Annotated in this window: 18 protein-coding genes and 2 pseudogenes; 15 read left to right on the top strand and 5 right to left on the bottom strand. The window is 69.0% G+C overall.

Annotation, left to right across the window (positions count from 1 at the left end; all coding sequences use genetic code 11):
• Window positions 1-529: 529 nt before the first annotated feature.
• Entirely contained in the window at window positions 530-1558 is a 1029-nt protein-coding gene (locus ACF09J_RS32285) for a LacI family DNA-binding transcriptional regulator (RefSeq protein WP_392309013.1), read from the bottom strand.
• A gap of 206 nt (window positions 1559-1764) precedes the next feature.
• On the opposite strand from ACF09J_RS32285, the gene ACF09J_RS32280 reads away from it, so the two are divergent.
• The 8 genes and pseudogenes from ACF09J_RS32280 to ACF09J_RS32245 all read left to right on the top strand — a co-directional run.
• Window positions 1765-2835, top strand: coding sequence for a C45 family autoproteolytic acyltransferase/hydolase (locus ACF09J_RS32280; RefSeq protein ID WP_392309012.1), 1071 nt, complete (start codon window positions 1765-1767; stop codon window positions 2833-2835).
• Window positions 2836-2843: 8 nt separating this feature from the next.
• The gene (locus tag ACF09J_RS32275; protein ID WP_392309011.1) at window positions 2844-4490 is read left to right on the top strand and encodes an amidohydrolase; all 1647 of its coding nucleotides are present in this window, start codon (window positions 2844-2846) and stop codon (window positions 4488-4490) included.
• Window positions 4487-5506, top strand: a complete 1020-nt coding sequence (locus tag ACF09J_RS32270; RefSeq protein ID WP_392309010.1) for an ABC transporter permease — start codon at window positions 4487-4489, stop codon at window positions 5504-5506. The genes ACF09J_RS32275 and ACF09J_RS32270 overlap by 4 nt, the downstream gene beginning before the upstream one ends.
• Entirely contained in the window at window positions 5503-6378 is an 876-nt protein-coding gene (locus ACF09J_RS32265) for an ABC transporter permease (protein WP_392309009.1), read from the top strand. Before ACF09J_RS32270 ends, ACF09J_RS32265 begins: the two co-directional genes overlap by 4 nt.
• The gene (locus tag ACF09J_RS32260) at window positions 6375-7397 is read left to right on the top strand and encodes an ABC transporter ATP-binding protein (protein WP_392309008.1); all 1023 of its coding nucleotides are present in this window, start codon (window positions 6375-6377) and stop codon (window positions 7395-7397) included. The genes ACF09J_RS32265 and ACF09J_RS32260 overlap by 4 nt, the downstream gene beginning before the upstream one ends.
• On the top strand, window positions 7394-8200 hold the full coding sequence (locus tag ACF09J_RS32255; protein WP_392309007.1) for an ABC transporter ATP-binding protein: 807 nt from the start codon (window positions 7394-7396) through the stop codon (window positions 8198-8200). The genes ACF09J_RS32260 and ACF09J_RS32255 overlap by 4 nt, the downstream gene beginning before the upstream one ends.
• A gap of 14 nt (window positions 8201-8214) precedes the next feature.
• Window positions 8215-9864 (top strand): ABC transporter substrate-binding protein, encoded by a 1650-nt coding sequence (locus ACF09J_RS32250; RefSeq protein ID WP_392309006.1) that lies wholly within the window; start codon window positions 8215-8217, stop codon window positions 9862-9864.
• Between the two features lie 936 nt (window positions 9865-10800).
• Window positions 10801-11063: pseudogene (locus ACF09J_RS32245) on the top strand (site-specific integrase); the annotation flags it as partial.
• 10 nt (window positions 11064-11073) lie between these two features.
• On the opposite strand, the gene ACF09J_RS32240 reads toward ACF09J_RS32245, so the two are convergent.
• Entirely contained in the window at window positions 11074-12030 is a 957-nt protein-coding gene (locus ACF09J_RS32240) for a redoxin family protein (protein ID WP_392309005.1), read from the bottom strand.
• A 159-nt stretch (window positions 12031-12189) separates the two neighbouring features.
• Complete coding sequence (locus ACF09J_RS32235; RefSeq protein ID WP_392309004.1) at window positions 12190-13179, bottom strand: alpha/beta fold hydrolase; 990 nt, start codon at window positions 13177-13179, stop codon at window positions 12190-12192.
• Window positions 13180-13357: 178 nt separating this feature from the next.
• Here ACF09J_RS32235 and ACF09J_RS32230 point away from each other — a divergent pair, with 178 nt between their 5' ends.
• The 4 genes from ACF09J_RS32230 (at window position 13358) to ACF09J_RS32215 (ending at window position 17534) form a co-directional block, all read left to right on the top strand.
• Window positions 13358-13930 (top strand): helix-turn-helix domain-containing protein, encoded by a 573-nt coding sequence (locus tag ACF09J_RS32230; protein ID WP_392309041.1) that lies wholly within the window; start codon window positions 13358-13360, stop codon window positions 13928-13930.
• 242 nt (window positions 13931-14172) lie between these two features.
• Complete coding sequence (locus ACF09J_RS32225; RefSeq protein WP_392309003.1) at window positions 14173-14901, top strand: SDR family oxidoreductase; 729 nt, start codon at window positions 14173-14175, stop codon at window positions 14899-14901.
• A 397-nt stretch (window positions 14902-15298) separates the two neighbouring features.
• Entirely contained in the window at window positions 15299-15844 is a 546-nt protein-coding gene (locus tag ACF09J_RS32220; protein WP_392309002.1) for a kinase, read from the top strand.
• 520 nt (window positions 15845-16364) lie between these two features.
• Window positions 16365-17534 (top strand): integrase, encoded by a 1170-nt coding sequence (locus tag ACF09J_RS32215; protein ID WP_392309001.1) that lies wholly within the window; start codon window positions 16365-16367, stop codon window positions 17532-17534.
• Window positions 17535-18015: 481 nt separating this feature from the next.
• Here the strand turns inward: ACF09J_RS32215 and ACF09J_RS32210 are convergent.
• Window positions 18016-18224, bottom strand: a pseudogene (locus ACF09J_RS32210) (transposase); the annotation flags it as partial.
• A gap of 585 nt (window positions 18225-18809) precedes the next feature.
• Here ACF09J_RS32210 and ACF09J_RS32205 point away from each other — a divergent pair.
• Genes ACF09J_RS32205 through ACF09J_RS32195 form a run of 3 tightly spaced genes read left to right on the top strand, consistent with a single transcriptional unit; the run spans window position 18810 to window position 21252 of the window.
• Window positions 18810-19760, top strand: coding sequence for a hypothetical protein (locus ACF09J_RS32205; protein ID WP_392309000.1), 951 nt, complete (start codon window positions 18810-18812; stop codon window positions 19758-19760).
• A 59-nt stretch (window positions 19761-19819) separates the two neighbouring features.
• On the top strand, window positions 19820-20209 hold the full coding sequence (locus tag ACF09J_RS32200; RefSeq protein ID WP_392308999.1) for a hypothetical protein: 390 nt from the start codon (window positions 19820-19822) through the stop codon (window positions 20207-20209).
• Window positions 20206-21252 (top strand): glucose 1-dehydrogenase, encoded by a 1047-nt coding sequence (locus ACF09J_RS32195; protein ID WP_392308998.1) that lies wholly within the window; start codon window positions 20206-20208, stop codon window positions 21250-21252. Before ACF09J_RS32200 ends, ACF09J_RS32195 begins: the two co-directional genes overlap by 4 nt.
• Here the strand turns inward: ACF09J_RS32195 and ACF09J_RS32190 are convergent, their stop codons facing one another.
• Complete coding sequence (locus tag ACF09J_RS32190) at window positions 21253-22425, bottom strand: FUSC family protein (RefSeq protein ID WP_392308997.1); 1173 nt, start codon at window positions 22423-22425, stop codon at window positions 21253-21255.
• Window positions 22426-22439: the final 14 nt, after the last annotated feature.

Below are 22439 nucleotides of genomic sequence, written 5' to 3'. Positions count from 1 at the left end.
CCGTGTCGCGGATGATCAGGCCCTCAACGGCCTTGGCGGCCTGGGGGGGTTGCGGGGGGTTCCACGGCGGATGCGGGCCCAGCGGCCAGCATGCCTGTCGATGCCAAAGTCGCGATCGCGGCAGCGGCGGGGAGTACGCGAAGGGTCGACATTCTCCTGATGCGCTCGCGGATCTCCTTCAGCTAGGAGAGACCTTTTCCATCCTTGGGTAACAGACATGGCTATACGCCGCAACGAAGCTCGCCGAACAGGGCGTGTCCGTGCCCGGTCCTGGGCCCTGCGGAGCAGATCGGTGTCGGCCGCGTTGTCGATTTCCGCGCCCAGGTCGAGCTGCACAAGGCGCTTCAAGGTGTCGCGCTTGCCTTTGAGCTCCCGGATCTCTTCGCGGGCGAGGGCCGAGGTCGGTGTGCAGGCTGGCGGACGTGGCCCGCTCGGATCGAGGTAATGCGGCTGCCTGTCTGCCGTGTTGAGCCTCCCGGATCCAGCGCGTACCCCCGCGCCGGCCGTCAGTGGGCAGCTCTTGTGGCCGTCAGACGTTCGTGCCGGCGCGTCGCGAGGAAGCGCGGATTCGGAACCGAGCGGTCGTCAGGACCGGTCCCACGCTCGGCTCGCCCGCGATGCGCGTTTGGAGCAGGTCGAGCAGCGCCAACGTCGTTTCCTCGGCGTGGAGTTCGACTGCCGAGATGGCGGGCCGGCTGTGTCGGGTGTGCTCGGAGTCGGAAGCCGCGGCGAGCATTGTCCGATCGGGCACGGCGACGCCGCAAGCCGTGAGGCCCGCGAGCACTCCAGCCGCCTGACGGCCGGTGTGACACAGGATCGCATCGGGGATCCCGTCGTCCATGATCGCGTGCGCGATGTTCTCGCCGCCGTGCTCACCGGCGCGCTCGGCCGACATGTAGACGCGTGGTGTGATCCCGGCGCTCTCGCACCATGCGCGGTAGGTCGCCTCACTGTCGATGTTCCACGCGTTGGGGTCGGTTCCGCGCAACAGCACGATCGACCGGGCACCGGATGCGGCGAAGTGCTCGTAGATGCGCCGGAAGGTCGAACGGTCGTCCTCGGTGGCCCAGTCGGTGAAATCCGGGCGGCTGGGATCGCGTCCCAGTGTCACGTACGGGATCCCACGCCGTTCCAGGAGAGCGATGACCGGATCGTCCACGTGCGGCATCGTCACGATGTAGCCGTCGAGCGACAGCGCGAGTGGTGGTGTCGGCCGCCTGGTCGGGTCGGGCACGAGCATCAGACTGAGCCCGCGGTTCATCGCCTGCGCCGAGGCGGCGCCGATGTAGCGAGTGAACACATCGACGCCTCGCGGCGTGTACTCACCCAGCGCGTCGAGCGAGCGCATGACGAGTCCGATCGCGCCGACCGACGAACGGCGCAGGCCGCGCGCGAGGGCGTCGGCTTCGTACTCCATCTCCTCGGCGACGGCCCGGACACGCAGCCGCGTTGCCGCGCTCAGCGTCCCGGTGTCGTTGAGCGCCATCGAGACCGCCGCGACCGAGACGCCGGCACGCTGGGCGACATCGCGAATGGTGACGCCCTTCGATCGGGCCATGGCGACCTCCTTGGTTCGCATCTTCAGCTGTTGCCTCACGTCCGCTGTCGTCTCACGCCGTCGGACCGCGGTCACCGGCGCGGCCGGGCGACAGAAGAGACAGAAAGCGACATGCGCGACACCATTGTATTAAACGTTTTACCTACCTAGCGTGTCGCGCACCCCTCACCGTGACGGGCCTCACAAGAAGGTCGGACAGCGACACCATGAAGCTCCACACACTGCGCACGACCACCACCGACCCCCGCGACCGTGGACGCGAGATCGGCACGCGATACGCCGACCAGGTAGGTGACGTCAGCACCCGCTACCTGGCGCATTTCAAGGTTCTGGGTCTCTCGGAAACGACCGTCCGCGACATCGTCGCCCACAGCTACGACGCCTTGCGCGACTGGTACCCGGATCTCGTCGAGGAGTCCGACGGAATCGCCGAGGCATCCGGAATCGAACCCTGGCAGGTGGCAGCGGTCGGCGCACGGACCGAAGTACTCGCCGCCGCGCCCGGGAAGGGCGAGTGCACCACAGCCGTGCACGCACCGCGCTCCGGCGGCCCACCCGAGACGATCCAGACGTGGGACTGGCACGACTCGCTCACCCCGGACGGTCTCCTGCTGTCCCTCGTCACCGCGAGGCAACGCCGGGTGAAGCTCTTCACCGAGTTCGGCACGGCCGCGAAGATCGGGCTGAACGACGCCGGTCTCGGCCTGCATTTCAACATCCTGCACCATCGCTCCGACAACGCCACCGGCGGTGTGCCCGTCCACGCTGTTGCGCGTCGCGTCCTGGAGGAGGCGACCACGGTGGCGGAGGCCCGCGACATCGTCGCCTCCGCGACCGTGAGCGCATCCACCGTGCTGACCGTCGCGACCTGCCGAGACGGCCACGCCGCAGCGGCGTCCATCGAGATGTCACCGTCCGGATTCGCGGTGGTGCCACCCGATACCGACGGCTGGGTCATCCACACGAACCACTTCCTCGATGCCGTCCTCGCCGGCGGTGACACCAGCACTCCGGACTCGGCGTCGGCCGAGCGGTACCACCACGCGCACGCCGTGCGCGGCAGCATGACCGGCCGCTCCGCGCGGGAGCGCGCGGCCGCCTTCTGCGGCGGCGACGGTGCCGCCGCGGTGGTGTGCGTCCATGCCGACGATTCCCAACCGGGCCACGAGCAGTGGAGCACGTTGCTCACGGCCTCTCTCGACCTTCCCGGCTTCGCCCTCGAGTACTGGGCAGGCAATCCCGACGCAGCGGCCCGCGAGGGTCTCGACCGGTTCTGAGGAGCCCGATGGACAAGGACACGACATTGCCCGCTCATCTCTACTGCAATGCCCGGATCTTCACCTCCGACCAACGCCCCTGGGCCGAGGCGCTCGTGGTGGTGGGCGACCGGCTCGCCTACGTCGGCGACGGGGCCACCGCGGCGCGCGTGGCCGGACCGGATGCCCTGATCCACGACCTCGGCGGTGCGACTGTCCTCCCCGGATTCGTCGACGGCCATGCGCACGTGGTCGGCACCGGCGAGGCAGCGGCCCAGGTCGATCTCTGGGGCGCCAACACGGTGGAGGAGATCCAGCGGCGCATTCGCACGTGGACGGAGGAGAACCCCGGCGCGCCTCGAGTGCTCGCCACCGGATGGAAACACGGTGACATCCCGGGCGGCATGCCCGATCGGGGCATGCTCGACGCCGTTGTCGCCGACCGGCCCGTCTATGCGCAGGCCTACGACTTCCACTCCATCTGGCTGAACTCGGCCGCCCTCGCCGAAGTCGGCATCGACGACACCACGGCATCACCACCCGGAGGCACGGTCCACCGGGACGAGCGGGGCGCGGCCACCGGCCTGGTCGACGAGACCGCGATGCACCACCTCGTGTGGCCGGTGCTCGACAGCTTCGCCAGTGACTCCGACCGTGACAAGGCCCTGGCGGTCGCCCTGGCGGCGTACGCCGAGTCCGGGATCGTCGGTTCGACCGAAATGGCGCTGGGCGAAGGCGACTACGAGGCGATGCGTCGTGCCGATGCGGCGGGCGTCCTGACCACCCGAATCGCCGCGTTCTGGCGCGTCCAGCCCGCCGGCGACGAGGGCCGCAACCTCGCCCAGGTCGAGCGCGCCGTCGAAATCGCCACCCAGCGGTCGACCCCGTTCCTGCGCGTGACCGGCATCAAGGTCATGGTCGACGGAACCGTCGACGGGTGCACCGCCTCTCTCGGCAAGCCCTACGTGAACGGCACGAACGCCGACCCGATCTGGAGTCCCGCCGAACTCGCGCCGGTGGTGGCCGCCGCGGACGCGGCCGGTCTGCAGGTCGCCATGCACGCCATCGGTGACGAGGCGATCAGAGTCGCGATCAGCGCCGTCGAGCACGCCGTCGCTCTCAACGGCCCCCGGAACCGGCGCCACCGCATCGAACACCTCGAAGTCGTCGACCCGGCGGACATCGACCGACTGGCGGCACTCGGCATCACGGCGAGCATGCAGCCCGTGCACGCCGATCCCGCCATCCAGGAGAACTGGCGACGCGTGCTCGGCGACGAGCGGGTCGACCGCGGCTTCCCGTGGCCCGAGATGACCGACGCCGGGGCCACACTCGTGCTCGGCACCGATTCCCCCACGTCGCCGCATGCGCCGCTGCCCAACATGTTCATCGCGGCGACACGGCGTTCGGCACTGGATCCGTCGCTGCCTGCCAACATCGCGCACTACGCCTTGCCGCTGGCGGACGCGATCGTGCACGCCACACGTGACGCCGCCTGGGCGAGCCGCTCCGAACACATTCACGGCCGTCTCGCCGAGGGGCTGTACGCCGACTTCATCGTTCTCGACCGGGACATCTTCACCCGACCACTCGAGGAACTGCTCGACACGCGAGTACTGCGGACAGTCGTGGGTGGTCGTGTGGTCCACGACGCGCAGCAAGAGGTGACCCGATGAGCCACGCGACCGTGACGGCACCAGTGCCATCCGGGCAGGCGAAGGCGAAACAGTGGGCCGCCGGGGCGATGCTGCGGTTCATCACCGCTCGCATCACGGGGTTGTTGGTGACCTTGTTCATCGCGAGCCTGGTCGTCTTCGGAGCGCTCTACGCCGCGCCGGGAAGCCCACTCACCTATCTCACGCACGGTCGCACCATGAGCCCCGAGGCCATCGCCTCGATCAAGGCCGAGTATCACCTCGACGACCCCCTCTGGCAGCAGTACCTGAGGTGGCTGAGCGGCGTGGTGCACGGCGACTTCGGCACCTCGATCATCTACAACCAACCGGTGTCGTCGCTGGTCGCGAGCCGCGCCTCCGCGACCACGCTTCTCGTCATCATGGCCGCGGTGATCGTCCTGGTGCTCGGGCTGGCCATCGGCACGCTCGCCGGCCTCAAGCCCGGCTGGCTGTCACGGTCCGCCATGGCCGGCGCGACGGCCGTCATGGCGGTACCGACGTTCGTCGGAGCGGTCGTGCTGATCATCGTGTTCGCCGTCGACCTGGAGTGGTTCCCGGTGTTCGGCGCCGGCGGTGCGGGCCTCGACGAGGTCTACCACCTGGTTCTTCCGTCGATCGCGCTGGCGCTCGCGTCCGTCGCGTTCGTCGCACGACTCGCCCAGACCGCGATCCGACAGGAGTTGTCGGCCGATCACGTGCAGACGGCGATCAGCCGCGGACTGCCCCGCAGGGCCGTCGTACGCAGACACGTGATGCGTAACGCCGCGATGCCGGTGCTCACCGTCGCGGGTCTCACCATCGCGGGCCTGATCGCGGGAAGCGTCGTCGTGGAACAGGTCTTCCAACTCGGCGGGCTCGGTCAGTTCCTGGTGAACTCGGTGCAGCAGAAGGACTTCCCCGTCGTACAGGCGATCTGCCTGATGTACGTCGCCGCCTTCATCGTGCTGAACACCCTCATCGACATCGCCTACACACTGCTCGACCCGCGTGTGTCGATCGGGAAGAAGGACTCATGAGCACGACAGCAGCCGTGCGACCCGTCGGAGCCCGGAAGGCCGGCCGGCGGACGACGCGTCGTACCGGAGGCATCGGCATGTCCGGTGGGGTGGCGATCGCCCTCCTCGGACTCGTCGTCTGCTTCGCCGTCCTCGCGCCCTTCCTCTCACCGCACGATCCCAACGCCGTCGACCTCTCCGGCGCCTACCAGGGTTCGAGCGGCGCGCACCTGCTGGGAACCGACGCGAGCGGCCGGGACCTTCTCTCGCGCCTCGTCCACGGTTCCCGAACCGCGCTGATCGGACCGTTCCTCGTCGTAGCGATCTCGACACTCCTCGGGACGATTCTCGCGCTCGCGGCCGTGTGGTTCGGGGGCTGGTTCGACCAGTTGGTGGTCCGCGTCGTCGACGCCGTGTTCGCCTTCCCCGGTCTGCTGCTGGCGATCCTGGCGACCGCCCTGTTCGGGTCCGGCCTGAACGCCGCCGTTGTGGCACTGTCCATCGCCTACATCCCCTACATCGCGCGCATCGTGCGGAGCGCGGCACTGCGAGAGCGCTCACTGCCCTACATCGCGGCACTGCAGGTTCAGGGCGTGCACGGGTTGCGGATCGCCTTGCGACACATCCTGCCCAACGTGGGTGGGCTGATCGTCGCCAACGCCACGCTCGCCTTCGGGTTCGCCCTGATGGACCTCGCCGGCCTCTCGTTCATCGGCCTCGGGGTGCAGCCGCCGACGTCGGACTGGGGCGCGATGGTCGGCACCGGAATGGCCGGGGTGCTGCAGCAGCACCCGCAGGAGGCTCTGTTCGCCAGCGCGCTCATCGTCATCACCGTCGGCGCCGTGAACACGCTCGGCGACCGACTCACGGAGCGCTGGGAGGCACGTTCGTGAACGCACTTCTCGAAGTCGACGGTCTGACCGTTCAGTTGCCGGTCGCGGGCGAGTTGCGCACCGTGCTGCGCGATGTCTCGTTCTCCCTCGACCGTGGAAGCACCCTCGGCCTGGTCGGTGAGTCCGGTTCGGGCAAGTCCATGACGGTTCGCACCGTCGCACGTCTGCTCCCCGACGGCGCCGACGTCCAAGGCGGTGTCCGCTTCGACGGCGCCGAGGTGTTCGACCTTCGCACCGAAGGCCTGCGGTCCTATCGGGCCCAGGACGTGGCGATGATCTTCCAGGACGCACGGGCCCACACGAACCCCGTACGCACGATCGGCGACTTCCTCACCGAGGCGATGCGCACCAACGACCGGATGCCGAAGCCCGCCGCCCGCAAGCGCGCACAGGAACTGCTCGCCGAGGTCGGCATCGGGGACTCGGAGCGCCGACTGCGGCAGTTCCCCCATGAGCTCTCCGGCGGCCTGCTGCAACGGGTGATGATCGCTGCCGCGGTCGCCGCGCGGCCTCGGCTCGTCCTCGCCGACGAACCGACGACCGCGCTCGATGTCACCACCCAGGCGGAGGTGATGGCGATTCTCCGGCGTATGCAGCGCGAGTACGGCATGGCGATGCTCTTCATCACGCATGACCTGGAGCTCGCCAGTGCCGTGTGCGACGAGACGATCGTGCTGTACGCCGGCCAGGTCATGGAGCGCCAGGCGTCGGTGCGCCTCCACCAGGACCCGCTCCACCCCTACACCGCCGCGCTGGTGCAGGCACGACCCGAGATAGGCCGGCGCGTCGACCGACTGCCCGCGATCACCGGTCATCCGACCACCGCCTACGAGGCGCCGGACGGCTGTGCGTTCGCGCCCCGCTGCCCCTTCGCGCAGGAGCGGTGCCGGACGGGAGTGCCGCCCCTGCTGCGGATCGGTCCGTCGGAGACCCGGTGCGCCCGGATGCCGGGCCTGCGTGGCCGGATGGCGCGGCAGCAGCACACCGACTCCCCTTCGAACGAGGAGGTCAAGCGATGACCGAACCGCTGCTCGTGGTCGAGCACTTGACCAAGACGTTCGGCCGTGGGCGTGCCGAGGCGATGGCAGTCGCCGACGTGAGCTTCGCCCTGGCCCCCGGCGGAGCCCTCGGCATCGTCGGCGAATCCGGCTCCGGCAAGACGACCACGGCGCGGATGATCATCGGCCTGGAGCGTCCCTCCGGTGGTCGCATCATGTTCCGGGGCGAGGACCGCACACACCCGGCGCGTTCCGCGCAAAGTCGCCGTGAGCGGGGCCGGGACATCCAGATCGTCTTCCAGGACCCCTACACCTCACTCGACCGCCGTCAGCGCATCGGCGACTGCCTCGCGGAGGTCGTCGGCGTTCATTTCCGGCTCGGCCGCGACGAGACCAGGAAGCGCGTCAGCGAACTCGCCGAGCTCGTCGGACTCGACGACCGGCAGCTCGCGGCACTGCCCAGGTCACTCTCCGGAGGTCAGCGCCAACGCGTCGCCATCGCTCGCGCGCTCGCCGCCGATCCGGACGTCCTCATTCTCGACGAGGCCGTGTCAGCCCTGGACGTGTCCATCCAGGCACAGATCCTCAACCTGCTCTCGGACATCCGGGAGAAACGCGGCGTGAGCTACCTGTTCATCAGCCACGATCTCGCCGTCATCCGCCAGGTGACCGACGACACGATCGTCATGCGCCACGGCGCCGTCGTCGAGCAAGGATCCACCTCCGCCGTGCTCGACAACCCTCAGGACCCCTACACCCGCCTGCTGCGCGACAGCGTGCCCCGCAGCGGATGGGACCCCGAAGCCACCACAGCCCGACACTGACCAGGAGTTCCACGATGTTTCCACCCTGCCCACGCAGACGGGCGACGGCGCTCGCCGTCGCTGCCGCAGCCTCCCTCGCGCTGGCTGGTTGCTCCGGAGGCACATCCGGCACCGGAGCGACCGGTTCCTCCGACGCGCTGACGACGTTCACGCCCGCGGGCTCGGGGTCAGTCGACAGGATCACCTGGAACGTCTTCCAGGGCGAGCCTCAGACCATCGACCCCTTCCAGTCGGCCGACTACACGCCGAACATGATCAACTCGAACATGTGCGAGACGCTGCTCGCCCAGACACCCGACTTCCAGATCAAGCCCAATCTGGCCACGTCCTACTCGAACCCCGACCCGACAACCTGGGTCTACAAGCTGCGCGGCGACGCGACCTTCTGGGACGGCTCGCCGATGACCGCCGACGATGTCGTGTGGAGCATGCGGCACAACATGACGGACAAGTCGAGCTTCTACGGCTACCTGTACTCGAACGTCGCCTCGATCGCGAAGACGGGCACCGACGAAGTGACCGTCAGGCTCAAGAAGCCCGACTACCTCTTCAACGACGAGTTGGCGAGCTTCGCCGGTGTCGTCGTCGAGAAGAAGTTCTACGAGCAACACGGCAAGAAGGCCGGCACGCCGGGCGTCGGTGTGATGTGCACCGGCCCCTACAAGTTCGACAAGTGGACGCGGGGCCAGTCGATCAGCGTGAGCCGCTACGACGGCTACTGGAACAAGTCGCTGCCACTGAAGGTGAAGAACATCGACTTCACTTTCCTGACCGACGACTCCGCGATCACCTCTGGCCTGCTCTCGGGCCAGATCGACGGAACGTACGGTCCGCCGACCGCCGGGCTGGCACAACTGAAGGCATCGTCGGCGGGCAAGCTCTACTCGGGTGCCGCGCCACTGGCCGTCACACTCGTGGTCGCCAACCACAAGGGTGCGATGGGCAACGCCGACGTGCGCAAGGCGCTCCAGATGGCCATCGACTGGAAGGGCATCGGCAAGCAGGTGTACGCCGGTGAGGGGACCCCGGTCTCGCTGCAGACCGTGCCGGCCGTGTACGGCTTCGCGAAGGACGATCTGACCTCGTACGCCGACTCGGTCAGGACCGATGGCACCGCGAAGATCGACGAGGCGAAGAAGCTGCTCGCCTGCGTTCCGGCCGACGTGAAGTCGAAGCAGATCAGCCTTGTGGTACCGCAGCAGGCGGAGACGCAGCAACTGGGCGTCGGGATCAAGGATGCGGCGGACAGGATCGGCTTGAACTTCAAGCTCAACGTCGTTCCCGCGACCGGCTACTCGAACTACCTGTACGACCCGGCGACACGTGGCCACACCGACCTGCTGTACACGCAGTTCTGGCCGAACATCCCGAACCCGCTCGACTGGCTGGGCCTCACCGCGGTGACCGGCGGCACCTTCAACCAGTCCGGCTACAGCGGCATCGACGGGCTCTACTCCAAGGCGATCGGCACCAAGGACGACAGCGCCCGCTCCAAGCTGGTCGTGCAGATGGAACAGAAGCTGCACGACGAGACGGATCCGATGTTCTCCGGCATCCAGCTGACGAACGACGTGTGGCTCGGAAACAAGATCACCGGGGCGCCGGCAGCATTCGACTACGTCTACTACCCATGGGCGGCATACCTCAGCGGAACCGGCAAGTAGTCCTCACGGGAAGGGGACAGGGGCTCGACGCAGTCGCTTGCCGTCCGGTTCGCAGCGATCTGCCGGCGAACACGCACCCGGTGCCGTCATCCCCGCGGTTGCGGCGAGCAGATGACCACAGGAGGCCAGGGGCGGCGGTGGCGGTGCTTCACCGCACCTGCCTCCGCCGCCTGACTGACGCTCAGGCCTGGGCCGGCCATGGGGCTGACGGCCGTGCCGATCGTACGCTTTATTTGTGGCTGGTCGGCCTGTCCGCCGGAACCGGGCCGACGGTGCGCGAGCGGGACTGCTCCACAGACGACCGCGCGCACCAGGGCGGCGAAAAGACCGGGGGAGTGACTTCAGTCCGAGCCGGGCGGCGGCAACTCCCCGCCGTCGTCCGGCTCCGCGGATGCCGGAGGCAGCGCATCCTTGAACGACTTCCGCCGCGGCGACCTCTCAGCCTTCACCACCCCAGCGGCAGCCCGAGCCAACTGCGCTCGCAACTGATCGAACGCTGCCGGTCCCGACAGCTCTTGCAACCTGCGACTCCTGCCCATACCGGCCCAACGCCCCCGCGCACCGCACGTAACCGCAATGCACCCGAACGGAGCACCGCCGCGTGAAGATCGGTGTCCATCGCCACGCCTGTCGCTCGGCGCACTGACACGCGCGCCCGATCAGACCGAAGCGCCTGACGATGCGGTCGGCGACCCGCTCGCCGACATCCGGCACGAACTCGCCACGATCAAGAACAGCATGAGCGAACCCGGCCGACAGGCTGGGCAACCGATCCCGGTCCAGGCGGCGAGCAGTCAACCGGAAGGGACGGACCCGTCGAAACTTCTCAAGGCCGCCGCCGGAATCTCCGCAGCCGAACTCCAAATGCACCGCGACACGGCGTGGCATCCTTGCACTTCGCCGTCGTCCCGCGCGGATGCTTGGCGTTGGCTTTGCAGACGCCAGCCCGGCCTCCCGCGCGCACACCGTGACGTCTGCCCCTACACCGGGTTCGCCCGGCTGTCGTACGGCCAGGCCCGCGCCCTGCTCGACGAGCACACCGCCGTCGGTGGTGTGCCCGGAACGGGCTGGTACCTACGCGAGTGGCGGCATTCGAGCCTGATAAGAAGCCGGAGAAGGTGCGCCGTTACCTCAAGCCGTCCCCGGAGGCGATCGCCGAGGTCACCTGTCTGCTCGCGCCCGGAGACAGCAGGCACTGAACGCCGACCTCTACAGGGGGTTGTTCCGGAGCCAGGTCAGTACCTGGTCGGCGTGTTCGTTCGGGGGGAGGATCGGATAGAAGACGTGCTCGATCACGCCGTCGCGGACGATCAGGGTCAGCCGCTTGTAGAGCGTCAGCCCGCTGGTCTCGAACGTGGGTAGGCCGAGTTCCCGCGCCAGGCTCCGTGCGGGGTCGGAGAGCATCTGGAACGGCAGGTGGAGCCGCTCGACGACCTCACGCTGATAGTCGGCCTCCTGGCTGGAGAGGCCGAACACTCCGTCCGCGCCGGCGGCGAGGAGACCTTGGTAGTGATCGCGGAAGCCGCATGCCTCGGGGGTGCAGCCGCGGGCACCGGGGATCGAGTCCCAGCCGTCGGGCAGGTCGACGCCCGGGCGTCCGGTGAGCGGGTAGATGTAGATCACCGTGCGGCCCGCGCCGAGCGCGTCGAGGCGGACGGCCGTGCCGCCGGTGCTCTGGAGTTCCAGGTGCGGGACCTTCGTGCCGAGCAGATGGTTGGCTGCGCCGTCGTCCTCGGGGACGGGCAGGTCGGCGGGCATGCTCGTGTAGTCAGTCATCAGGTCCTCTCCTTCGTCGGCCGGTGAGACGCGGCTGCCGAGGTGGGCGGCCTGTTGCAGGTGCGCGACCAGTACCGCCCGACGGGCGGCGAGTCCCTCGATCCGCTGGGTCAGCTCGGTGATCGCGTCGCGGTAGCCGGCCAGCGAGGCGGGACAGTCGTCGCCGTGTCGATGGCCGGCCGTGAGGCACTCCAGGAACGGGCGGGTACGCTCAACAGGAATTCCGAGACTGCCCAGCGCCCGGATCTCCTGCGTCAGTCGCACGTCGTGCTCTTCGTAGTCCCGATAGCCGTTGGCCAGCCGCCGGGGCGTGAGCAGGCCCAGCGATTCGTAGTAGCGCACCGCTTTCGTTGTCACGCCCGCCCGACGAGCCAGCTCACTGATCTGCATGCCTCTCACCTCGCAGAACGCTAAACCCTGACCCCGAGGGTAAGGTCAAGCCGCGGCGAGGATGTCCCACTGAGCGGGCGTGAGTTTCGGGCGCTGCCCTCGGGTGCGCCGGCCGGGGGTTCTCCTTCGACGGAGCCCGGCCGCCGCGGCCCGTGGGATTCAGTCCTGGAGGGAGTCGAGCCAGGCGGTCAGCAGGTGGTTGACCTCCTCGGGGCGCTCCTGCTGGATCCAGTGCCCGCAGCCGTCCAGGATGTGGGCGGAGGCCAGTCCGGGGAGGGTGGCTGGGTAGGCGTCGATCGCGTCGGCCATCCAGGTCGTGGAGGCGTCGAGGGCACCGCCGATGAACAGAGACGGCTGCTTGATCGGGGCGCCGTCGTACTGGGCGAGGTCCTCCCAGTCGCGGTCCATGTTGCGGTAGCGGTTGAGGGCCCCGGTCATGCCGGTGCGCTCGAACTCTCCGGCGTACACGTCGAGGTCGTCCTCAGTCAGCCAGGCGGGCAGCCTGCCGTCGGGGAAGCGGTCACGCAGCCGGCCGCCGGTGCGGGCCACAAAGTGCGGGTCGGGCTCGCCCTGGGCGGGCATGGTGTCGGCGGACAGCGCCGCGTAGAAGCCCGCGAGCCAGCCCCGGACGTCGGGCTCCATCTCCTCTTCGGCCCGGCCGGGCTCCTGGAAGTACGAGACGTAGAACTCCTGGTCGCCGCCCATCTGGGCGAAGACGTCGGTGGGGCGGGGTCCGCCGGGCGGCGCGTAGGGGACGCTCAGCAGTCCGACGGCGCGGAAGACCTCGGGGTGGAGCAGGGCGGAGGCCGCCGCGATGTTGGAGCCCCAGTCGTGCCCGACGATCACCGCCCTCTCCTCGCCCAGGCCGTGCACCAGGGCGACGTTGTCGTCCACCAGGTCGAGCATCCGGTAGGCGTCCGTCGCGGCTGGCCTGGAGGTGCGGCCGTAGCCGCGCACGTCGAGCGCCACGGCCCGGTACCCCGCCGCCGCGAGGGCCGGGAGCTGGTGGCGCCAGGAGTACCAGGACTCGGGGAAGCCGTGGACGAGCAGGACCAGCGGTCCGGTGCCCTGCTCGACCAGGTGCAGGCGCCCGGCGGGTGCCTCGATGGTGCGGTGGCGCAGGTCGGCGGACGGCGCGGGCTGGTGCATGGCTCTCCTCGGTTCACGGGCGGCCGCGGTTACCCACCGATCATGCGGCGCGGCGGCCTCCCGACGCGAGCACCCTTGCCATCCTGGCAAACTTGCAGGACGGGCTGGTGGAACCGGCACGACCGGAGGGAGTGGGACGACGGTGACGGACGACGGCTTGGCCGGCACGCTGGCAGCTATGGGCCCCCGGCTGCGGGCCGCGCGCGAGCAGCGCGGCGCCACGCTCACCGGCGTCAGCCGTGCGGCCGGCATCTCGCTGAGCACGCTGTCGCGGATCGAGACCGGCCGTCGCAAGCCGACCCTGGAGGTGCTGCTGAGGCTCGCGAAGGCGTACGACATCTCCCTGGACGAGCTGGCCGCACCCGTCGCCGCAGCGGGACCGCGGACCCCGGTACCGCAGCGTCCCAGCGACGACAAGGTGGTGCTGCCGCTGACCCGGTACGTGGGGGGCCTGCACGCCCACAAGCACGTCCTGCCCGCCGTCGACGCGCCGCCGGCGCGGCCGCGGCAGGTCTCCCATGACGGGTACGAATGGCTGTGCGTCCTGTACGGGCAGCTGTGGCTGGCGCTCGGCGAGCAGGACCTCGTCCTGAGCGCCGGGGACGTCGCCGAGTTCGACACCCGCACCGCCCACGGAGTCGCGAACGCCGGACCCGGCGGACCGGTCGAATACCTGATCATGTTCGGGCCGCAGGGAGAGCGCCTACGACCGCGCACCACCCCTCCAGCCCCCGGCCGCGGGGCCCGGTAGTGCGGAGCACAGCGTCCGGGACCTGTCCCTGCACGGGTGCTGACGCCCCGTCAGTGGGCAGTGCCGCCTTGCCACCCGGCAGTTCGCGCTGAGTGCCTGCGTCCTCGCCCGCACCCTCGGCATCGACATCACCGTCGCTGTCAAATGGCAGCGAGCCGCCGCCGGAGACTGGGCCGCCTACGCCGCCGACGTCAGCCGCCGCACTCCACCGCAACATCCGGTCCACGAACAGGAGTACCGACATGAGATTCGACAACCACCGCGTGGTCATCACCGCCGCCGGCCGCGATTTCGGCCGTACCCTGGCCATCCGACTCGCGGACCTCGGTGCCGAGGTCTTCCTCTCCGCGCGCACTCTCGCCGCCGCTGAACGTGTCCGCGACGAGATTCGCGGCCGAGGGCACCAGCAGGTTCACGCCTTCACCTGCGATCTGGCTGACCCGGCCTCTATCCGCGGCTTCGCTGCCGGCGTCGCCCGTCACACCGACCGCATTGACGTGCTGATCAACAACGGCTCCCGCTACCTCGAAGGACCAGACCTCCGATCCGCATCCGACACCGACGTCGTCGACACCATCGCATCCGGCGCCACCGGCACCGTCCTGACCGTGAAGAACTTCCTCCCTCTCCTGCTCAACTCGGACAAGCCGGACGTGGTGACCATGGTCTCCGCCTGCGGAACGACCGGTCATCACCGCTCGGACGCGCATGACGCCTTCTACGCGGCCAAAAGCGCCCAGGCAGGGTTCGCCGAGATCCTCTCCAGGCGCCTGCGGCCCCAGGGCGTCCGGGTGATCTCCCTCTACCCGCCCGACTTCGACAACCCTGACCCGCTCTCCGAGGAGTGGGAGAGCACACCGCGCGAGGCCAGCGACGCCCTCACCGCGCAGTCACTCGTGGAGTGCATCACCTTCGCCGTCGCCCAGCCCCGCGACTGCTTCATCAAGGCGTTCCACTTCGAACAGGTCTGACCGATTCCTGGCACGTCCACGCATGGCGACTCACCCCGCGGTCCGGGCGGCCCATGAGCCCCGGACCGGGGGCATTCAGACAGTTCGGTCCGCCTCACTCGGCGCGCCGTCCGACACGCAGGACGCTCAGGTAACGGCGTGGTGCTCGATCGCCCATCCGCGTGCGGATGCGCTCGGCGATGGCGTCGAGCAGAGGCTCACGGACATCCGGGTCGAGCCTTCGATACGGCGACTGTGAACGAAGGAGATCCGCAAAGCCGTGCCCGTTGAACCACTGAACGCTTGGATACCAGCGCACGATTGTTCGGCCGAACAATCACGGCTTGTGTACGGGTGGTCACTGATCTCGTTCGAACACTGCGTCGCAGAGTTCTTGGCGGCCGGTAGCGTGACCCGAATGATCGTGGGAAGTGAAGACACCCGGCTCGTGATCCTTCGAGGGAACTCGGCGTCGGGCAAGTCCTCGGTGGCGGCGGGAATCCGCGAACGTTTCGGCCGCGGTTTGGCGTTGGTCGGTCAAGACAACTTGCGGCGGATCGTGCTGCGGGAGCGCGATGTGCCTGGCGGCGTCAACATCGGGCTGATCGACACGGTCGCCCGCTACGCCCTGGACGCCGGCTACCACGTGGTGGTCGAGGGCATCCTGTACGCAGACCGATACGGCGACATGCTGGCGGGCTTGCTCGGCGACCACCGCGGCGTCTCCCGCTGCTACTACCTTGATATCCCGATCGAGGAGACGTTGGTCCGGCATTCCTCGAAGGCCGATCTGGAGTATCTGACCCGGGTCACCGAGCGAGAGCTGCGTGACTGGTATCGCGAGCGCGATCTCCTGCCCGGTGGTCTCGAGACCGTCATCGGGGCTGACAGCGGCCTCACCGACACGGTCGAGCGCATCGTGCGTGACACCGGTCTCGCAGGGTTGCCCGCGCGCGTCAACTGACGCTGCTCCTCGTTCATCGTCCGCGCCACCAGTCTCCGGCGGCGCATCGCAATCGAGGTACACCTCCGAAACGGACGGAACTTGTCATGCGCGGAAGGGACAGGGCGCCGTTCGTTCATCTCTGGATTGTGTGGGGCCGGGCGGTCAGTGACCGCCTACGGTCGGGTGATGCCTGCGAGGCACGCGTGGTCGGTGCACTACACGAGCCGAGAGCTACCGCAGCTGGGGGAGCTGCCGTGGTTCCTGCAGCACGCGCCTCGTGATCCCGAGCCGTGGCTGGACGCAGCCGGGGTTCCCGACGGTGTGCCCTTCCTGCTTTCTCCGCGCTTTGAGTACGACGTCGAGCTGAACGCGTACTGGCTGCGCGCTGAGCTGATCGAGGCCCCACTCAACAGCAACGCGAACCGAGCCCGGGCGCTGGCCAGCTTCTTCACCTTCCTGTGGCGCGCGCGAGGACACAAGGGGTGGCGGGACGCGGCCGAGGCTGACCATCTGGCGTACCTCTACTGGCGGCGGCGGGATGAGGGGGCCGCGGGTCGAGGGCGGCACCTGGAACGCCGAGGTCAGCCACGTCAACCTGTTCTACGTCTGGGCCAAGGGGAAGCGCCTGCTGGGCAGCCTGCCGGTCCCGCAGCGCGCTCGGCGACCGGCCCCGTTCGGCACGGTGGTCGTGCCGAAGGACGCGATGACGGCGGCGACGTTCGCTCACGACGAGAAGGGTCAGCACATCGAATGGCTGCCGGCCCGTTCCTACCGACTCTGGCGGGATACCGGGATCCGGGGATACGGACGCGACGGCCTGCCGACGAGGACGTTTCGGGGCCGCTGGGCCTCGCGGAACAGCTCCTACTCGGACCTCATGGTGCGCACTGGGATGCGCATCGAGGAGCAGTCCAGCGTCCTGATCACTGAACTTCCCCACCGCGCTGGCCACTGGGGAGGGTATCGGCGGTTCTGGCTGCCGGCTGCGATCGCGAAGCGGGAGTCGGCTCGATGGGTCTACGTTTCACACAGTGGCCTGCTGGGCCTGGGCGAGTACGTAGAGATCGACCGGGCAGAGGTCGTCGAGGACGCTCGCGCGCGGGGCCGCTACGACACCATCCGCAGGCCGTTGGTCATCGCCGATCCGTCCCGGCCGTTGACAGCCGTGCAGACGGGCAGCTTCGGCTGCACCACCCTCAACGTGCGGGAGCTCAAGCCGGCGCAGCGGTACCGGCTCCTGCTGGACACCGGCTCGGGGATCGAGCCCGCGATGTTCTGGCTCGGCGAGTCCGGTGCACCGCTGGCGCTGTCCACCTGGAAGGACCTGTTCACCACCGTCAATGCCCGGTGCGAGGCCCAGGGCTTGGACTTGGCGGCCCACGCACACCTGCTGCGTCACACCTTCGCGGTCCTGACCCTTGAGCAGCTGCAGCGCGGGCACATCGCCAACCTCGCCGGCATGAACGTCCAGCAGCGCCAGCACTACGTCCGCATCTTCGGCGATCCGCTGGACTGGGTGCGGCGCCGGATGGGGCACGCCAGTCTCCTGACCACGGTGATTTACCTCCACGCCCTAGAGGAGCTTGAGATGGAGACCCGGATGGCGCTTGTTCCCGACGACTGGGAGGACTCTCGGGATACCCCGCTCAGCGCCCTGGGCGGAGAGCGACCGCCCAAGGGCGTCCAGGTGCGAAGGGCAGCGCCGTGAAGGGCCGAGGCCGTGGCAGCACCCGGCGAGGACGCCCCTCACCCCTTCCGGAAGGACCGTACGAGCCGGCGGTCGAGCCGAGGACTGCTGGGCTGCACGGGCTCGTCGTCCAGGTCCATGCCGACGACGGCCGCAGGTGTCGGTTCGACTGTGCTGAGCTGCCGCTTCCAGGCTGGCAGCTATCGGTGGCTCGGGCCCTGGCCGGGCGTACCGGCCCGTCCGGCGGCCTCGGCACGCAGTCGTCAGCCCGGGCGTCGTGGAGGTCGGTGGGACGCTGGCTGCGCTTCCTGGAAACTCTGCCCAACGCTCCTGCAACGCCCGCCAGACTCACTGCCGCACACGTCAAAGCCTTCCGGGAGCGCCCCGACAGCAAGATCGCCCAGCGCGATCTAGCTGTTCTGTCCGGGGAGGTTGTGGACGGGTGAGCCATGTCTCGGCTGGGGGATCTTGAACAGGTGAGGGCCTTCCGGGTTCGATGTGGCGTGTCGGAGCGTGTGCCGTTGCGGGAGTTGCCACCGTCCTGCCGACGGGCTCGTGCTTGTCATAGCCACGATGATCGGTGATCTCGCCTTCCAGGGCGGACTCCAACAGCCGATGGGTCAGCTGCCGCAGCAGCCCGTCCTCGCCGGGCAGCTGCAGGCCCTCTGCCTAGCCCCGGCTCACCAGTTCGTCGATCAACTGGTCGTCCACGGCCTTGTCCGCCGCAGCCTCTGCAGACTCGACGCTCGGTCATGATCGGGAGCTTCACCGAACGTCTTACCGTCCCGGGCCCGGCGCGTCGACCAGCGAGCGGACGGAGGGCGAACCTCGGCCGGTCACCGAAGGAGAACACCAACCTGCACCGCACCCTCACACTCTGCGAGGAGGCCATCAGACAGCTCGTCTTGGAAAACTCCGCGGTGCGCCAGCGGGCCGCCGTCGTCCCGCTGCCCACTCACACCCGCCCGGCCCCGGCGACCGCAGGACCGAGCTGCGTTCGTCGGAGCGGTAGCGAGGGGCCGCGTGGACTCGGTCCTGGTCGTATGTGCGCGCAGCCGGTACGCAGGTCACCGAAGCGCAGTGGCGGGTATCGAACTACCGCCCTACGCTTGATCGGGAAGCGTCCGCTCGGCAGGGACTGCCCCGCGTGGCGGTGACCGGGCGGGCAAGGGTCCGGTGCGGGCCGTCCTCTACAACGCACCCCCGTTTCCGGCCGGCGAAGTCTCGCCGCACCTGGTTCGCCGTGTTCCCGGGGGTCGGTGCGCCCACGCCCGGCCGTCCTTCTAAGGAGCAGAAATGAAGGTCGCAGTGGTAGGGGTGGGTGCGGTCGGGTCGGCAACCGCTCTGTCCCTGGTCGAACGCGGTGGGAGTTGCCGGGAGATCGTGCTGGTCGACCGGGACACTGCCCGGGCCGACGGCGTCGCCAGCGATCTGCGCTATGCGGCACCGCTGTCACCCACGGTCGACGTACGCTCTGGCGGCTACGAAGACCTGGCCGGCACTGCGATCGTCGTGATCACTGCCGGTGTCAACGAGAAGGCCGGCGGCGCCACCGACCGGTCCGACCCCAAGGGGCGCCTGCGACTGCTGGAGACCAACGCCAAGGTCTTCGCCGAAATCGTTCCGCAGGTGGTCACGGTCGCGCCCGAGGCGGTGCTGATGATCGTCACCGACCCACCGGACCCGCTGGCCGACCTCACCCGGCAGGTGGCCGGACATGACCGGGTGTTCTCGACCGGGACGATGATCGACAGCCTGCGCTTCCGCGTCCAGTTGGCGGACCGCCTGAGGGTCCGGCCGCGTGACGTGCAGGCCCTGGTGGTGGGCGAACACGGCACCTCCGAGGTGCTGTTGTGGTCCTCGGCGACCGTCGGCGGCATCCCGGTCGCCCACCTGCTGGGCCAGGACGGGCGCTCCGTCGAGGACATTCGCAAGGAGGTCGAGCGCGACATCCGCTACGCGAACATCACCATCATCGAGGGCACCGGCGCGAGCCAGTACGGCATCGGCGCTGTCTCCGCCCGCCTCGTCGAGGCAGTCCTGCGCGATGAACGCGCGGTGCTGCCCGTCGCCGCCTACTCGTCTCGGCACAAAGTCACGCTGTCCCTGTCGAGCGTTCTCGGCGCCGGCGGCGTACAGCAGATGCACGAGCCCGTCATGACGCCCGAAGAGCATCAGGCCCTGGCCGAGAGTCTCGAGGTCCTGCGCGCAGCCGCTGCGCGGGCCATTGCCATCGGGACGACCTGAGCGGCAACGCGCCAGATCCCGCCGGATGCTCAGGTCCCGCCGGTTGCGCCGCCCAGCCAGTGGACACCGCCAGCATTCCCACAGGTCGGCGCCCGGTCGACGGCACGCCTTACGACCTGCGGGAACCGCAGCCGCTCGGTGACCGGCACATCGACGTGGCGTATACGCAGCTGCGGCGCGACCCCGATGGCAGGGCACGGATCCGGCTCGTTCACGGTGAGGGACCGGCCGTCACCCTGTGGGTCGGTGACGCCTACTCCTATGTGGAGATGTTCACCGGCGACACACTCCCCGAAGCAGACAGGCGGCGCACCGGTCTGGGTGTGGAGCCGATGACCTGCGCGCCTGACGCGTTCAACTCCGGGGAGGGGCTGATCACCCTGGAGCCCGGGCAGACGCACCAGGCGCGGTGGGGCATCGATCCAGGACGTAAGGAGGGCACGGCATGAAGGCGATCACCGTTGTTCCGGGCGAACCCGGCCAAGTGGCGGTCAGCGACGTCAGCGAACCCGACCCAGTGCAGGGGGCACTGCTCGTGGAAGGGCGGCTGCTCGGCATCTGCGGGACCGACGTCGACATCGTGGAGGGCGGCTACGGTTCGCCGCCACCGGGCCAAGAGCGCCTGGTGATCGGGCATGAGTCACTCGGTGAGGTGATGGAGGCACCCGCGGGAAGCGGCTTCGCACCGGGCGACCTAGTCGTGGGCATCGTGCGGCGTCCCGACCCGGTGCCGTGCCCGCCGTGCTCGCACGGTGAGTGGGACTTTTGCCGCAACGGCCAGTACACCGAGCGAGGGATCAAGGAGCGGGACGGGTTCGGATCCCAGCGGTGGCGGATTGAGCCGGAGTACGCAGTCCGGCTCGATCCGCAGCTCGGCGACTGCGGGGTCCTGCTGGAACCTGCCTCGGTGCTGGCCAAGGCATGGGAGCAGACGGAACGCATCTTCAGCCGGGCCTCGTGGCGGCCCCGGGTGGCGCTGGTGACCGGAGCCGGGCCAATCGGCCTCTTCGCAGCTCTCCTGGCAGTGCAACGGGGCCTGCAAACCCATGTCCTGGATCTCAGTGACCGCGGTCCGAAGGCTCAGCTGGTCGCCGACCTGGGCGCCACCTTCCACACCGGTGACGTCAGGGACGTCGACGTGGTGCCTGACGTGGTCATCGAATGCACCGGTGCCGGACCGCTGGTGTTCGCTCTGACGAAGATCGTGGCGCCTGATGCCGTCATCTGCCTGACCGGTATCTCTTCCGGCCGACGTACGGCGGAGGTCGGAGTGGATGTGGTGAACAAGGAGCTGGTGCTGGAGAACACGGTGGTGTTCGGTTCGGTTAACGCGAACCGTCGTCACTATCAGCAGGCCGCCGATGCCCTGGCGAAGGCCGATCGAGGCTGGCTTGAGCGGGTCATCACCCGGAGAGTGCCGATGAGTCGGTTCTCAGATGGTCTGCACAAGGGCGGCGATGACGTCAAGGTCGTCGTGGACCTGCGGTCCTGATCATCGCCCTGGACCGGGGCGTCTTCGGCGAAGGCGGGTCAGGGGGGTCGAGGGCGGGGCGCGGACTTGCAGGTCGGGTGACTGGTCGGGGGTGGTCCGGGCCTGTCGCGCGGCGTCCACGGCTGTGGCCGGGTCGACGCCGGCGAAGGCAATGACGTCGGTGGCTGTCATCTGCACGGCCATGCGGAGCGCGGTCGGGCGCGGGTCCCTCGTGGTGCACGACGCCTCGCGGCGGCGTATCAGGTCGAGGGCGCGCTGGGCCGCCCTTTGCCGGGTGTCGTGATCTTCCGGCGCGCGGGCGAGTGTCTCCAGGATGTCGGCGAGTTCGCGCACGGCCGGGGCCGGCTTGGCCAGTTGCCTGCTGTCGCCGACGCGATGGGCGGTGGCGATGCGCGCGAGCATGAGGCAGCTCATGCCGAGCAGGTCGAGCCGTCCCGCGTTGTGGCACTCCCGAAGGACGGTTGAGCCGCGCCCCCACCAAAGGGGTGAGTGACGGGCGATTGCGCTGCTTCGGAGGCGTGCCTGTGCGAGGTCGGACAGCGTGTCGCGGGTGGTGGGCAGGTGCTGGGCCACCGGGTCGTTGAGTGTTTGATCGTTGCGCTCGAGTGCTTGAGCGGTGTGGCGCAGGAGGTCGGTGAGGTCCGTCAGAGCCGCCGCCTCCGCACGGCGCAGCAGCAGCACGGGCTCGGCCGGAAAGGCGAGCTGGCTGAAGAGCAGTGCCACGCCTGCTCCGATCAGCGCGTCGGTCAGGCGTTGCGGCCCCGCTGCGCCTCCCACGGTCACCGCGAGGATGGCGCTGACGGCTGCCTGGGCGATCACAATCCGTTCGCCGCCCAGCGCGAGCGCGACCAGCATGGCCGCGAAAGTGGCGGCCGCCAGCGCCCCATACCCGTGGTGCAGCACGGCCACCGCCGCGTCCGCGGCGAGGATGCCCACGACGACCCCGAGGAGCAGCCGCACCGCGTTGACGCCCCGTTCGCCGCGCGCGGCGTTGAGTGCGACGACGGCCGCGACCGGTGCGAAGAAGGGCAGCCGGTGGTCCACGAGATGCCTGGCGATCAACCAGGCCGCGCTCGCCGCGGCGGTCTGCTGAACGACCGGCCACATACCTGCCGTGACCCGTCCCCATGCGCCGGAGGCGGCGTGCAGCAGCGCGCGTGGCCACTGTGCCACGCGCCCGCGACGCC

Source organism: Streptomyces sp. NPDC014889 (genome assembly GCF_043081205.1).
Classification (GTDB): domain Bacteria; phylum Actinomycetota; class Actinomycetes; order Streptomycetales; family Streptomycetaceae; genus Streptomyces.
This window is presented reverse-complemented; position numbering and strand designations above follow the sequence as displayed.